The organism is Thalassospira permensis NBRC 106175, assembly GCF_000714555.1.
GTDB lineage: Bacteria > Pseudomonadota > Alphaproteobacteria > Rhodospirillales > Thalassospiraceae > Thalassospira > Thalassospira xiamenensis.
The window spans coordinates 35,198-49,415 of the sequence record NZ_AUNC01000022.1 but is presented as its reverse complement, the minus strand read 5'-3'; the positions used below and the strand labels follow the sequence as shown (position 1 = coordinate 49,415).

The following is a 14,218-nucleotide window of genomic DNA, read 5'->3' as shown; positions in this document are numbered from 1 at the left end:
AGGGCCCCGATCGGGGCCCTTTTTGTCGCTCAGACGATAGAAAGATAATGAAAACACTTAATATCAGCCAGCAACCGTTGCCTCAATCGCGGCAAGTGCCGCGTCGGCCTGATCGGCGTCGGGGCCACCGCCCTGTGCCATATCCGGGCGGCCACCGCCCCCCTTGCCGCCAAGCTTTTCGACACCGACACGGACCAGATCAACCGCACTGAATTTACCGGCGAGGTCTTCGGTCAGGCCGACAACGATTGATGCCTTGCCGCCATCGGTCGAGATAAGGGCAACAATCCCCGATCCCATCTGATCGCGCAATTCATCAACCATGCCCTTGAGTTCCTTGGCCGGAATACCGTCCAGAACACGCAGGGCCAATTTGACACCATTGACTTCCTTGAACGCGTCAGCACCCGATGTCCCGCCCGAACCGGCTGTTGCCAGTTTCTTGCGCAGGTCGGAAACTTCGCGTTCAAGCTTGCGGCGTTCATCCTGCAAGGCTTTGACACGTGCCGGAACATCTTCGGGAACGGCTTTGAGATCGGCCGAAATTGTTTGCAGAAGCTGATCACGGGCCGCCATATAGCTTGCGGCATCCGAACCAGTCAGGGCTTCGATACGGCGGACACCGCTTGAAACCGCACCTTCGGATACGATCTTGAACATACCGATATCGCCGGTCCGTTTGACATGCGTACCACCGCAAAGTTCAAGCGAATAGGCATGTTCGTTCGCTTCGGGCAGGCCCATCGAAACAACGCGGACTTCATCACCGTATTTTTCGCCAAACAGCGCCATCGCCCCCAGTTCAATCGCCTCGTCCGGGGTCATCAGACGGGTGGTGACTTCACTGTTTTCGCGGATCAGACGGTTGACGTCGAATTCGATTATAGCGGCTTCTTCGGCGGTGATCGGTTTGGGGTGCGATACGTCGAAACGCAGACGATCCTTGGCAACCAGCGATCCTTTCTGGGTGACGTGATCACCCAGATGCTTGCGCATCACCGCGTGCAGAAGGTGCGTTGCCGAATGGTTGGCGCGCAAGGACGAACGGCGGGTATGATCGACGCGGAATTCAGCGGCATCGCCAACCGAAACATCACCTTCGACAACCTTGCCCAGATGCACATGAAGCGCACCGAGTTTCTTCTGGGTGTCGGTGATTTCAATCACGGCACCCTTCTCGGTTTTGATCACGCCGGCATCGCCCTGCTGACCACCGGATTCCCCGAAGAACGGGGTTTGGTTGGCAACGATGGCAACCTCATCGCCCTTGGTCGCGGTTTTGGTTTCCGCACCATCCTTGATCAGAGCCGTGACAACGCCCTCGGCATTTTCGGTTTCATAGCCCAAGAATTCGGTCGCGCCATCACGGTCATTGATGTCAAACCAGACTTCCTCGGTTGCAGCTTCGCCCGAACCCGACCATGCGGCACGGGCCTTGGCTTTCTGTTCTTCCATAGCCGAGGTAAAACCGCTTTCATCAATGCCGATCTTGCGCGGTTTAAGCGCATCAGCCGTCAGATCAAGCGGGAAGCCGTAAGTATCATAAAGCTTAAACGCCACATCGCCCGAAAGGGTCGCGCCCTCGGTCATGCCATCGGTCGCGTCGTCAAGCATCTTGAGACCGCGATCAAGCATGGTTTTAAAGCCCTGCTCTTCAAGCTTCAGGGTTTCTTCAATCAATGCCTGCGCCCGAACCAGTTCCGGGAAGGCACCGCCCATTTTGCGCACCAGTGCCGGGACCAGTTTATACATCACGGGGTCTTGCGTGCCGATCATGTGCAGATGGCGCATGGCGCGGCGCATGATACGACGCAGAACGTTACCACGACCCGCATTGGACGGCAGAACGCCATCGGCAATCAGGAAGCTGGTCGAGCGCAGATGGTCGGCAACCACGCGGTGCGACACATTATGCGGACCATCGGGATCGGTGCTGGTGGCATCCGCCGATGCTTCGATCAGGGCCCGCATCAGGTCTATATCATAGTTATCGTGCTTGCCCTGAAGGACGGCGGCAATACGTTCAAGGCCCATGCCGGTATCAATCGACGGCTTTGGCAGATTGACGCGTTCGCCATTCGCCATCTGCTCGTACTGCATGAAGACGAGGTTCCAGATTTCGATGAACCGGTCGCCGTCTTCGTCGGCACTGCCCGGAGGACCGCCCCAGATTTTGTCGCCATGGTCAAAGAAGATTTCCGAACAAGGGCCGCACGGACCAGTATCGCCCATCGACCAGAAGTTATCCGAGGTCGGAATACGAATGATACGGTCATCAGTAAGACCGGCGATCTTTTTCCAAAGACCATGGGCCTCGTCATCGGTGTGATAGACGGTGACCAGCAGCTTGTCTGCCGGGAGGCCGTATTCCCTAGTGATAAGGTTCCAGGCGAATTCAATCGCGTTTTCCTTGAAATAGTCGCCAAACGAAAAGTTGCCGAGCATCTCAAAGAAGGTGTGGTGACGGGCGGTATGACCGACATTTTCAAGATCGTTATGCTTGCCACCGGCACGCACGCATTTCTGCGAGGTGGTCGCGCGTGAATAATCGCGCTGTTCCTGACCTGTGAAAACATTCTTGAACTGGACCATCCCTGCGTTGGTGAACATCAGGGTCGGGTCATTACGCGGTACCAGCGGGCTGGAAGACACGACCTCGTGGCCGTTCTTGCGGAAGAATTCCAGAAACGTGGTGCGGATATCGTTAACGGTCTGCATCTCTCTCCAACCCGGAAAACGCGGAACAATCGCTGCCGCAAACCTACGGCGCGACTGCCCTATTTAGCGGCTCGGCCCTGTGCTGTCCAGTCGGGGAAAGGCTTTGCGGTGTTTAAGTGACGATTTATGCATCCGGCACCGCACCGGCACGCCACAACGCCCTGATCAGATATGCCGACCTAATCAAGAACCGGGCGCATGAAACTGCGTTCGTAACTGATGATGCTGCGGTTGCGTTTTTCAAGTTCGAGTGTTGCAACACATTCGTCATCATCGGCCATGCGATTGCGGTAATCTTCGTATGCCGCAAGGCTCGGGAAACTGAACAGGGCATAGGCGATGCTGCTGGCGCCTTCATGCGGCAGGAAATAGCCGTGATGCGTCCCGCCCATCCGATTGACGATGGGAATCCAGCGACGGGCATAATCCTCGAACTCAGGGATTTTATGCATGTCGATAACGTATTTCAGATAGCAGGTGATCACGGCGGGAACTTTCCGGAACTTGAGGATGGGTTACTTTTCGACGCCTTCCTGAATCTGTTCGCCCAGTTTTTCAACATCGCGACCAAATCCGGCGGCAGTTTCACACGCCGCAAGCGACATGCCAAAGCCCGCAATCAGGGCCAGTGCCAGAATACGTTTTACAAGAATAGCCATTGTTTGAATGCTCCTGCCTTTAACGACATGTTGATTTTGAAGGCGGCCGCGGCCTGCTTCTGACGCAAGGCATGTGGCTTCCGAAATCAGTCGCTATCTTGTCGGGGTCACGTGCTGCTGGCAACTCTTTCCTTCAGCGTGAATTCAAATGCCAAACAAAAAACGGGCATGCATTTACATACCCGTTCCCATTTACCCGCATCATGTGTTTTGACGACGATCAGATCGTCAGACCGCGACCGCGCAGTAGATCAACCTGCTCCTAGTCGGTCCCTTTCTGGATCGCTTCTCCGGCATCCTCGACATCACGGCCAAAGCCGTTTGCCGTCTCGCACGCCGCAATGCCAAATCCGATAAATGATATCAGGGCAATCGCAAAAATCTTCTTGCAGATGTCAGACATGGTCTTCTCCTGTTTGCTCAAACAAACGGGATCAATCGATCAACACGGTGCTGCGTGAACTGCCAGAAAGAAGCAGGGTTTTTCGGGCGGTTAATCAGGCCATCGCCAAAATCAGGACCGTTTTTGAGCAGCAAACATTAAACGCCCAAGATACCGGTTCGACCATAATTCAGATCAGTAAAACGCAAAAAAACAGGGCGTTCATGAAAGCCCTGTTTTAACAGTTTGTCGTGTTCGTCTCGGGTTACGGTGCTGTGGTTGGCTAAAACCCGGATCAAAAAGCGTTAGCGTACTTTGTCAGACCGGCGGGCGGCGGCCACGCAGCGCGTTGACCAGAAGCGAAACCACGAACAGGACGAGGAAGACGAAGAACAGGATCTTGGCGATCCCGACAAACGTCCCTGCCAAACCGCCAAAACCAAGGACGGCGGCGACAAGCGCCAGAATGAGACAAAAGACTGCCCAACCCAACATGATGTTATCTCCTTATTTAGGCTTTAGCTGCTTGCGGGTGATGGAGTTGATCCAAAAGTCCCGTCAGCGAACGAAAAATCCGCGATGATGCCTTACTCGCTGGCTTCATCCTGGATGGCTTCACCGGCATTTTCCATATCCTGGCCAAACCCTTCGGCGGTTTCACAAGCGGCAAGGCCAAGGCCCATGCCAGAAATCATCGCAACGGCGAAAATCTTTTTCAAAAAGTCGGACATTTCAGTTTCTCCTGTTTGCTCGACGTGATTTTCTTCACACCATCCATAACGGAGCCGGAAAGAAAAAGTTCCTTGCGCTACTGCCAAGCTGCTGATCTGACGCAATTAAGGCAGATCAAATGCCTTTATTTTTGCGGGTTGTAGCCAATCGTGATCATTTTTGGGCAAATTGATAAAGAGGACGTTTCAGGCCCTCTTTTACCATTTCCTAAGCTTTATTCTCCGCTCAGGAACCGGACAAGTTAAGGAATTCCGCAATCGCCGAAACAATCTTTTGATGAATCTGGGCGCGATCCGTACCGGGAGGGTCGGAGCAGATTGGCTCGCTGCCTTCTTCTTTAAGTATCTCGGCAGCCCTAGGCATACATTCGCCAAGAAACGTCAAATGATATGCTGGCGCAAACGTTGCTGAAGATGCATTTTTGATCCGCGCGACCAGATTACTGCCGTTCGGCCCAAAATCAGCAGCCACCCATTTGTTTTCCTCGCCAAGGCCGATAAAGAGCATGGCAGAAGTTACCTCCGCCAGGCTGGTTTGTGTCGCGGCAAACCCCATGCCTGGCTCTATCGCGACAGAGCGGACAATCCGGTCGTCCCGGCTGGAAGCAACAAAGTCATCAGGAAGATGATCAGGATCAACACCCCCTTTGCGCAAAAAATCGCAATCCTGGGCCGCATTGCCGAATTTGTCGCAATATTGCGCATAAAGCGTTTGATCAAACCGTACCCCCGCAAGGTTTAAAACCGTCGTACCCCCCAATGAAAACCCGATCGCGGAAATATTCTGATGATCGATGTAAGGAGCAAAAGCCGTATTGGAGAGGACCTGATCAAGGGTGGCACTGATATCTGCGGCACGTTCGCCGATAAGCGGTGTACGTCGCGGTGACGAATCCCCCGATGTCGTACCGGGATGGTTGACCGCAACAACAATCGCCCCACGCAACGCCAGTTGCGAGGACAGCCAGCCAAGTCCATCCATATTGCCGCCCGAGCCATGGGAAAGAAGAACCAGCGGATGTTGCCCCGGCGCAATTGCCGCACCGACATACGCATCTGTTCCCTTCCAGATGATATTGCGGCCGACCGGCGCACGATAGATAAAGGTATCTGCCGGATACCAGACCGAGGCCGCGATTGGCATGGAACGATGGGCTGCGCGCACATCAAAACGGTCATATCCGGCATAATCGGTTTGCGGTTCCGCTAAGACAGGCGATGTCTTCGGGCCCGCGGCCAGAAAGAAGGCGACGGCAAGATATATCGGTTTCATCATCAGGATCCTTGTCCTAAGTTAAGCGTGCCGGAACGTTTTTGCCCAAAACAGGATTTCCTGCGTCCTCAAACGGGTTTGTGAACGTCCCAAAACCGGTTTTGATACCTTTTGTCGGGAACTGACTGTCCGATGCTTGTCCTCCCCGTCCCAATTATAGTTGCACTGGTTTTAGGCTTTCTCTTTGTCCGCGCGGTTGTGGGCGGAAGAACACCCAGGATGCTTATTGCGCTGCTGCTTACTGCAGCCGGACAAAGCATTCTGGTCGGAATTGTTCAGTATTATGGCTTTGCCAGCCTGCGATGGCTTCAACCCATCACCGCATCCATTATCCCGGCTCTGGCCTGGATGGCCTTTCTGGAAGCAAGTCTTCGTGCGCGCCTGCAAATACGGGATTGGGTGCATTTCTCGGTACCAGCGATCGTCGCCCTATGCGTGTTTCTTTTACCGGCAATCATTGATGTTGTGCTTTGCAGCCTTTTTGTCGGATACGGGGCGGCAATTCTGGTGATGCTTCATCGTCAGGGCGGTGATTTTGCCCATATGCCTCTGACCGCGGGCCATATCCCGGCACTGGTTTGGCGCTTCATCGCCTTCGCCCTGATCGCGTCGGCCATCAGCGACATGCTGATCATCGTCGCCAAGATCGATGGAAACGATCAGATTGTCGGCCTGATCCTGAGCATCACATCATCCCTGGCTCTCTTGACCATCGGCTTTCTGTCTCTGTCGCCCGACATTGCAATTGATGTTGATGCGGATGTCCAATCAGGGGAACAAAATCAGCCTTCCGATCACGTGCGGACAACACCCAGCACCCCGGAACATCGGACCATAATGGCCCAGCTTGAAGATTTGCAGATACGCGAACAGCTTTATCTTGACCCGGATCTGACGCTTGCACACATATCCCGACGTATGGGCGTCCCGCTGAAACAGATTTCGACCGCGATCAACGCCACGACCGGTGAAAATGTCTCGCGCTTCATCAACAAATACCGGATTGAACATGCTTGCCGCGAACTGGACAAGGGCGAGACTGTCACAACGACCATGCTGACAAGCGGCTTTAACACCAAGTCGAATTTCAATCGGGAATTCTTAAGGATAACGGGCAAAACGCCCAGCCAATGGCAACAGGAAGCACAGCACCCCTGACTCCCGCTTCGCGCCATATCGCGAAATCCATGTTGGCCTGCGTTACACACGCTGCCAACAAAACGGATCAGACACAAAAACGGGCGCCCAAAGCGCCCGTTTGATTATTCAGTCCGCTTTTAATTACGCGTCGTCATCGTTTGACGGTTCATCTTCGCTCATGCTGGTCATCGCCTCGGCGATCAGACCTGCACTTTCGCGGATGCTGCGTTCGATTTCGGCGGTCATTTCCTGATTTTCACGCAGGAAGGTTTTGGCATTCTCGCGGCCCTGACCGATACGGGTCGAATTATACGAGAACCAGGAACCGGATTTTTCAACGATGCCCGCCTTGACACCAAGATCAAGGATTTCACCCATCTTGGAAATGCCTTCGCCATACATGATGTCGAATTCGACCTGCTTGAACGGCGGAGCCATCTTGTTTTTGACGACCTTCACACGGGTCTGGTTGCCAACGACTTCGTCACGGTCCTTGATCTGACCGATCCGGCGAATATCAAGACGAACAGACGCATAGAATTTAAGCGCATTACCACCCGTGGTCGTTTCCGGGCTGCCAAACATCACACCGATCTTCATACGGATCTGGTTGATGAAGATGACCATGCAGTTCGAACGCGAGACCGAGCTGGTCAGTTTACGCAATGCCTGGCTCATCAGGCGGGCCTGCAGGCCGACGTGGGTGTCACCCATTTCGCCTTCAAGTTCGGCACGTGGCACAAGGGCGGCAACCGAATCGACGACCAGCACATCAATCGCACCGGAACGCACCAGCGTATCGGCGATTTCAAGCGCCTGTTCACCCGCATCAGGCTGCGAAATCAGGAGTTCGTCGGTATTCACCCCGAGCTTGCGGGCATAACCCGGATCAAGCGCATGTTCGGCATCGACAAAGGCACAGGTCCCGCCAAGTTTCTGGGCCTCCGCAATGGTGTGCAAAGCCAGTGTGGTTTTACCCGAGCTTTCCGGCCCGTAAATTTCGACGATACGGCCACGCGGCAGGCCGCCAATCCCGAGCCCGATATCAAGCCCAAGCGACCCGGTCGAAATGGCTGAAATATCCACCGCACTATCGCGCTGGCCGAGCTTCATGATCGAGCCCTTGCCAAATGCGCGTTCGATCTGCCCAAGGGCGGCTTCGAGTGCCTTCTGCTTATCCATCGTATCTTTATCCACCAAATGCAGCGCGGTCTGAATCATTTTTCGAACTCTCTTATTCCACAGGGCCGGGTAGGATGCAACGCAGGCGGTTCCCCGGTCCTAAATGCGGAACGCCACCGCTAGGTGCCCCGCCGGATAACTGACATCACGCCAACCATTTTCCGGCAAACGCATTGAGAACATAATGTGAACACTCGCACAAAAAAATGGATGTTGCAAGTTTGTTCTCATTCTGGTGGATAAGAATTCAAACCCGGATAAATAAAATTGTCGCCGGGCTTGTGCCGGGATTTTTAAAACAATTCGGAGAAGCCCGGTTCAGGTCGTGATTTTCAGATGTTCGTGCCGATGTGCATGTCCATGATCGTCATCGCCGTGATGATGGGTTTCGACATGCAATTCACCCGGAACCGAATAAAGCTGCCCATGGCGCACGCCAGGTTGTGCCAGAACCTGATCGGCGAATTTGCGAATATCGGAAAGCTTGCCGCGCAAGGTCACGCTTTCAAGGCACGTATCGTGATCAATATGGAAATGCACGGTCGAAACGGTCAGGTCATGATGTTCGTGCTGCGCACTCATCAGCCGTGATGCCAGCATACGTTCTTCATGATCATAGACATAATTCAGAACCGCTATGCCAACGCCGCCGGTGTCTTCGTCGAGCTTGGTATTCTGGAGCTTTTCCCGGATCAGGTCACGAAAACCTTCTGACCGGTTGGTGTAGCCGCGATGCTCAAGGAAAGCATCGAACGCCTCCATCAAATCGTCTTCGATTGATACGGTCACGCGGGTCATACGAATTCCCTTTCAGAATCATCAGCTTGACTAGTATGAACATTTTTGAAAAGTTCATACCGCCTTTCAACTTCCCTAATCTCCCAAAGGATAGCAGATGTTTCAATCAAAGTTCACAACCCCGCTTGCAATTGCCGCACTGGGGTGCCTGATCGGCTTTGGCGCAGCGGCCCATGAATTTGTCGCCAGCAGCAAAACCACCCCCGCGAATGGCAAGGACACTGCTGCCTTCATCCTCGATTCGACCCATGTTTTCGGCACTCCGGAAGAAGCCGAAGCGCCAAAGCATGTCCGTGCACAATTGATCACCCCCTCGGCCACCACCGAACTTGATGTCACTGAAAATGCGGATGCCCCCAATCTGACTGGCACATTCACCCTTTCCAAAGAAGAACCCGCATGGCTTGTCGGACATCGCCTGCCGGTAATCTGGTCACAAACGCCCGATGGCTGGAAAGAAGGCGGGCCGGACGCACATCCCGATGCGGTTGCGTCATCCCGATTTGAAAAATTTTCCAAAAACCTGACTGGAGGCTCCCAAAACGCGGATTTCATTTCTTCCCCTCTGGGGCACAAACTTGAAATCGTGCCGCTTTCCGATCCGCGCGTGACGGCAATCGGCCAAGACGTTGCGGCTCAAATCCTGCTGGACGGGCAACCTTATTCGACCAGTGTCCTGGCAACCTATGCCGGATTTACCGACACGCCATCGTCTTATGCCTATTATACCGAAACTTTCAGCGATGATCGTGTCAGCGGGATTGCCAAAATCCGGATTACGAAACCGGGTCTTTGGATAGTTCGGGTTGCGGCCGATGTCCCGGACTCAGATGCATCTGTCCGGGTACATAACCTGCGGGCAACCCTGACTTTCGATGCCAGCCAATAGGCCGCCACATGCTGCAATCGTTTGGACGTTTGATGATCCCGGCAATTGCCTGCGCGATCCTGCTTTGTGCAGGATCGTTCCCGGCGATTGCCCACGGGGCGGGATGGCAGATTGACCAGAACCGGACCGCCACCATCTATCAGTTCGGCTATACAGATGGCACACCAATGATATTTGCCGAAGCCATGGTGACGTCACCGGACGGGAAAACCTGGCAAAAAGGAAGAACTGATCGTGACGGACGCCTTGCCGTCGCGGTTCCGGCATTACGCCCTGAAGATGATACCGATGCGCATTGGAAAATAATGGTATCAGACGGCATGGGTCATCAGGTTGTCCTGATCCATTCATCGGAAAAAATACCGCCATCGGGAACACAATCCTCGGCCCCAACCCCCGGATTGCAGGGAAACAGCGCCTTGCTTGACCTGCCGGTCTGGGCTGCAATCCTGTTCGGTTTCAGCCTGATAACCAATCTTGCCTTTCTGCCGGGCTGGATCACCAGGATCAAAAGGCAGAGAAAATCGCACTTAATGCAGGAATAAAAGCGCAACACCCCCAAAGGCCATGCAGGTCCCGACGATAGCCTGCAGGCCAACGGGGCGGCGCAGAACCACACCTTCATAGACAATCAGCAAAACCGGTGGCAACGCCATCAGCGTTGATGCGATACCGACATTGGCATTCTGAACCGCCACCATCGAAAGCCACACGCCAAGCGCCGGGCCGATAAAAGCCCCCAGAAACAGCCACCGCCCGACATCAGGTGCGCTGCACGCCACAATCGTGCGCCGAGCACGCCCCATGGCAATCGCAATTCCCCCCATAATCACAACCGCGACAAAGGTTCTGATCCATGTGGCCGACAGCGCAGAATAACCGCTGATCAGTGCATATTTCGCCGTCACCAGATTCGCGACCTGACCAATGGCACCGCCAAGTCCAAACAGGATACCAACCAGATAATTGCGTCCTTCCAACCCGACAGGACGCCCCTTTTTCATCATGATGACCAAAAGAATGCCGCCAATGCCAAGCGCAATACCCGACATTTCCTGAAGGCTGAGGACTTCGTCAAACAGAACCCAGCCCAACACAGCCCCCATAATCGGCACAGTCGACATCATCAGCATCGATAACCGCGCCCCCAGGGTCACAAAGGCCTGAAACAGCATGGCATCGCCAATCACAAGGCCAAGAACCGACGACAGTGACAACCAGCCAAGCTGTTCCCACGTAACCGCATTCGGCCAGGGCTGGCCTTCCAGTATCCAATGCAGCACCGTCAGACAGGTAATTGAACACGCCAGACGCCCGCGATTGACCGTCTGTGCGCCGACCTTTCCGCCAATATTGGAGAAAATCATGCTCGACGTCGCCCAGGCCATCGCGGCAGTAAAGGCGGCTGCTTCACCGAAAAACGGGATCATGCGGGGCTCTTGCTTGGACGTTGTCATATAAGCTTTGGAACCGGATTGTGGCGCAACCGGTTTGGGAACATAAACCCGCTTTATCGGGGTTTGGCAATCTGAATTTCCAATGGCAAACAAAGCCCGATCAAAGACCCTTACCGGATTAAATGTACTTTCAACATTCCCCCCCTACGCTTCGGGTTTTCACCGTTGATCAAGGATCACGTTTTGAAACATACCGGCCTGATTTTGCTTCTTGCTGTGCTATTCACCCCGATGATTGCCAAGGCGGAAACCACAACGGTCTGCACCCTGATATCGGATGCAAAAACCGGCAGGACCATCGTCGAAGAAGGCCAATGCGCAGCCCGCGCGACGGCGGCCTCGACCTTCAAGATCGCCATCAGTCTGATGGGATTTGATAGTGGCATCCTTAAGGATGCCCATCATCCCGTATGGTCGTTCAAGGAAGGCTATCCCGACTGGCGCGCCGCATGGCGCGGGGATACGGATCCGCAATACTGGATCGAACAATCCGTCGTCTGGTATTCGCAACAGATCAATATCAGACTGGGAGAGGCAAGGTTTCGCAACTATGTCACATCCTTTGATTACGGAAATGCCGATGTATCCGGGGATGCCGGAAAACAGAACGGCCTGACGCGATCATGGCTAAGCTCTTCCTTGCAAATCTCGCCTGCCGAACAGGTTGAATTCATTTCAAAAATGATCCGGGGCGAACTGCCCGTCAGCAAACAGGCCCGGGAAATTGCAATGGGACTGTTTGACATCGGTGTTCAGGCAAATGGCTGGCATGTATTTGGCAAAACCGGCGCAGGCCTGTCGCAAAATGCCGATGGCAGCCCGATAAACGGGCAACCCTGGGGCTGGTTCGTTGGCTGGGCAACACGCGGCAGCCAGACCATCGCCTTTGCCAGATTGACCCATGACAGCACGCGCCCGGCAAAATCGCCCGGCTTTGGTGCGCGCGATACGTTTTTGGCCGAATATTTTGCAACAGATGGTGCCTTTTGAGGGGGTAAATCCTTCTGTATCTTGCCAATTGCGGATCGCGGCCTATGTTGGACCGATTGGCATAAAACAGGAAAGACTGCATGAGCCGGAAAAATGAGACCACCGCGGAAAGCAAACCGTTTAAGGGCATTCGCCGTCATCTGCATGATGGCGAGGTGGTCATCATGGATCTGCCGATTTCACCGGTTTCGATCCTTGTCCCCGGTATCATCAAGATCATCTGGATTGCTGTTCTGATTTACGCATCCTATCACTGGCGAGCAATTTACGATTTCCTGATGCCGCAGGCACGCGCCCTTCTGACCGGTCCTGAAGCCTTTGCTGCACTTGACCGGGTCTGGGAAGAATATGAATTCGTTTTTTCGATTGCCCTGTTTGGGGTGATCATCGCGCTGATTTCGATTATCTGGAAGCTGTTGAAACGGGCCCTTGGCGTCTCAACGCGCGCGGCACGCGACAGCATCCTTTTACCCCTGACCGCTATTCGCGATCTGTTTTTCTTTGAACGCGTTATCACCAACAACCGCATCGTCACGCGAAGCGGTGTGTTGCGCAAGGATCAGGATGACCGAGGATTTGAGTCGATCAAAAGCACCCAGATCAACAAAAGTGTAATCGGCAATATCTTTGATTATGGCGATCTGCATGTTACCGACCGGCTGGGGCACAGCTTTACACTGCGTCAGGTCACGTCACCGGAAACCGTTGCCAAGGAACTTTCCGATTTCTTTGGACGCGTTCGCCCCGATAACCGTCAGGGCGAGCCGATTGACATCACGCATCGCGCCCGCGAAGAAGCGATAGAACACTCAGAAAACAAACCGCTGGCACGCCCGGAAGACGAAGTGTTTTAACTTTACACAATCATGGAACATGACAGCACCCGACGCGTCTTAAAGTTCAGGTAAAGCCGCCCCGATGCAAATGCGGCCAGATCCGAACAAAAGACGTTTTGATGCTGCCTGCAATTGCAACCCTTCCGCTTTGGTCCATTATCGGACTGTTTTCAATCTGTGCAGTGGTGATCGGCTTCGCCGGAACTCGGTTGGCAACGGTTGCCCTCAAACTCGCCGAACGGACCGGCATGGGACAAATCATAGCCGGTGCTGTTTTTGTCGGCATGTCGACCAGCCTGCCCGGAAGTGTGCTTTCGGTAACGACGGCGTGGCAAGGACACACCGATCTTGCCATCGGCAATGCGCTGGGTGGCATTGCGGCCCAGACGACCTTTCTGGCAATCGCTGATTTTCTGTATCGCAAGGGCAATCTGGAACATGCCGCCGCCAGCGCCACGGGACTGGCGCAGGCGACCCTTCTGGTCAGTATGCTTGCCCTGCCGCTTCTGGCCTATGGCGGACCGGACTGGATGGTGCTTCACATCCACCCGGTATCGATCCTGTTGTTCATTCTGTATGGCTTTGGCCTGTCATTGCTTGCCGAAATCCGCCATCAACCGATGTGGCGACCTCGCAGGACCGACCTGACCGACGAGGACGCCAAGGAAGACGATGCAGACTACCATCCCGAAAGCACACTTCGCCTTTGGACGGAGTTTCTGAGCTTTGCCGCGATAACAGCAATCGCGGGTTACACTATTGGTGAAAGCGGACTGGCAATCGTCGAGAAAACCGGCATCAGCGAAACCGCCGTGGGTACTTTCCTGACTGCGATAGCTACATCACTTCCCGAACTTGTTTCGGCAATTGCGGCTGTCCGTATGGGGGCTGTCAATCTGGCAGTCGGGGATATTATCGGCGGCAATGCGTTTGATGTTCTGTTTCTGGCGGCATCAGACTTTGCTTATCGCGACGGATCGATTTACGCAGCCTTCAACCAGCAGCACCTGTTCACCATCGCCCTTGTCATTCTGATGACCGGCATCCTTCTGTTGGGCATGCTTAACCGCGAACGCAGGGGAATTGCCAATATCGGCTGGGAAAGCGTTTCAATCCTGTGCCTTTATGGCATGTCGATATTTTATCTTTCGGGATAGGCCAAC

General features: G+C 54.1%; 16 protein-coding genes. 6 read left to right on the top strand and 10 right to left on the bottom strand.

The genetic code is table 11. From position 1 onward, the window contains the following. Window positions 1–63: 63 nt before the first annotated feature. The 7 genes from alaS to SMB34_RS11850 all read right to left on the bottom strand — a co-directional run bounded on the left by alaS (window position 64) and on the right by SMB34_RS11850 (window position 5,766). Window positions 64–2,718 (bottom strand): alanine--tRNA ligase, encoded by a 2,655-nt coding sequence (gene alaS / locus SMB34_RS11880; RefSeq protein WP_037990333.1) that lies wholly within the window; start codon window positions 2,716–2,718, stop codon window positions 64–66. A gap of 179 nt (window positions 2,719–2,897) precedes the next feature. Further along, complete coding sequence (locus tag SMB34_RS11875; protein ID WP_007090558.1) at window positions 2,898–3,203, bottom strand: NIPSNAP family protein; 306 nt, start codon at window positions 3,201–3,203, stop codon at window positions 2,898–2,900. Between the two features lie 30 nt (window positions 3,204–3,233). Continuing rightward, entirely contained in the window at window positions 3,234–3,377 is a 144-nt protein-coding gene (locus tag SMB34_RS11870; RefSeq protein ID WP_007090559.1) for a hypothetical protein, read from the bottom strand. Between the two features lie 262 nt (window positions 3,378–3,639). Further along, the gene (locus tag SMB34_RS11865) at window positions 3,640–3,780 is read right to left on the bottom strand and encodes an entericidin A/B family lipoprotein (RefSeq protein WP_007090560.1); all 141 of its coding nucleotides are present in this window, start codon (window positions 3,778–3,780) and stop codon (window positions 3,640–3,642) included. A 297-nt stretch (window positions 3,781–4,077) separates the two neighbouring features. After that, entirely contained in the window at window positions 4,078–4,254 is a 177-nt protein-coding gene (locus SMB34_RS20900) for a DUF1328 domain-containing protein (RefSeq protein WP_007090561.1), read from the bottom strand. 92 nt (window positions 4,255–4,346) lie between these two features. After that, window positions 4,347–4,490 carry an entericidin A/B family lipoprotein gene (locus SMB34_RS11855; protein WP_007090562.1) on the bottom strand — a complete coding sequence of 48 codons (144 nt, stop codon included), beginning with the start codon at window positions 4,488–4,490 and terminating at the stop codon, window positions 4,347–4,349. 226 nt (window positions 4,491–4,716) lie between these two features. Next, window positions 4,717–5,766, bottom strand: a complete 1,050-nt coding sequence (locus SMB34_RS11850; protein WP_240478818.1) for an alpha/beta hydrolase family protein — start codon at window positions 5,764–5,766, stop codon at window positions 4,717–4,719. Between the two features lie 216 nt (window positions 5,767–5,982). Between SMB34_RS11850 and SMB34_RS11845 the strand changes: the two genes are divergently transcribed. Beyond that, a complete protein-coding gene (locus tag SMB34_RS11845) occupies window positions 5,983–6,921 on the top strand; it encodes a helix-turn-helix domain-containing protein (protein WP_051682267.1) in 939 nt (312 codons plus the stop codon). A 123-nt stretch (window positions 6,922–7,044) separates the two neighbouring features. Here SMB34_RS11845 and recA read toward each other — a convergent pair whose 3' ends face one another. Beyond that, complete coding sequence (gene recA, locus SMB34_RS11840) at window positions 7,045–8,124, bottom strand: recombinase RecA (RefSeq protein ID WP_007090565.1); 1,080 nt, start codon at window positions 8,122–8,124, stop codon at window positions 7,045–7,047. Window positions 8,125–8,403: 279 nt separating this feature from the next. Continuing rightward, complete coding sequence (gene nikR / locus SMB34_RS11835) at window positions 8,404–8,883, bottom strand: nickel-responsive transcriptional regulator NikR (RefSeq protein WP_007090566.1); 480 nt, start codon at window positions 8,881–8,883, stop codon at window positions 8,404–8,406. Between the two features lie 97 nt (window positions 8,884–8,980). Here nikR and SMB34_RS11830 point away from each other — a divergent pair, with 97 nt between their 5' ends. Next, window positions 8,981–9,772 carry a DUF4198 domain-containing protein gene (locus tag SMB34_RS11830; RefSeq protein WP_007090567.1) on the top strand — a complete coding sequence of 264 codons (792 nt, stop codon included), beginning with the start codon at window positions 8,981–8,983 and terminating at the stop codon, window positions 9,770–9,772. A gap of 8 nt (window positions 9,773–9,780) precedes the next feature. Then, entirely contained in the window at window positions 9,781–10,317 is a 537-nt protein-coding gene (locus SMB34_RS20690; RefSeq protein ID WP_007090568.1) for a hypothetical protein, read from the top strand. Here the strand turns inward: SMB34_RS20690 and SMB34_RS11820 are convergent. After that, a complete protein-coding gene (locus SMB34_RS11820) occupies window positions 10,303–11,202 on the bottom strand; it encodes a DMT family transporter (RefSeq protein WP_037990346.1) in 900 nt (299 codons plus the stop codon). The two genes, SMB34_RS20690 and SMB34_RS11820, sit on opposite strands and share 15 nt — an antisense overlap. A gap of 210 nt (window positions 11,203–11,412) precedes the next feature. On the opposite strand from SMB34_RS11820, the gene blaOXA reads away from it, so the two are divergent. The 3 genes from blaOXA to SMB34_RS11805 all read left to right on the top strand — a co-directional run bounded on the left by blaOXA (window position 11,413) and on the right by SMB34_RS11805 (window position 14,212). Then, a complete protein-coding gene (blaOXA, locus tag SMB34_RS11815; RefSeq protein ID WP_037990343.1) occupies window positions 11,413–12,219 on the top strand; it encodes a class D beta-lactamase in 807 nt (268 codons plus the stop codon). Window positions 12,220–12,299: 80 nt separating this feature from the next. Continuing rightward, entirely contained in the window at window positions 12,300–13,073 is a 774-nt protein-coding gene (locus SMB34_RS11810; protein ID WP_037990328.1) for a PH domain-containing protein, read from the top strand. A gap of 101 nt (window positions 13,074–13,174) precedes the next feature. Further along, window positions 13,175–14,212: a sodium:calcium antiporter gene (locus SMB34_RS11805; protein WP_007090571.1), complete on the top strand. Its 1,038-nt coding sequence runs from the start codon at window positions 13,175–13,177 to the stop codon at window positions 14,210–14,212. Window positions 14,213–14,218: the final 6 nt, after the last annotated feature.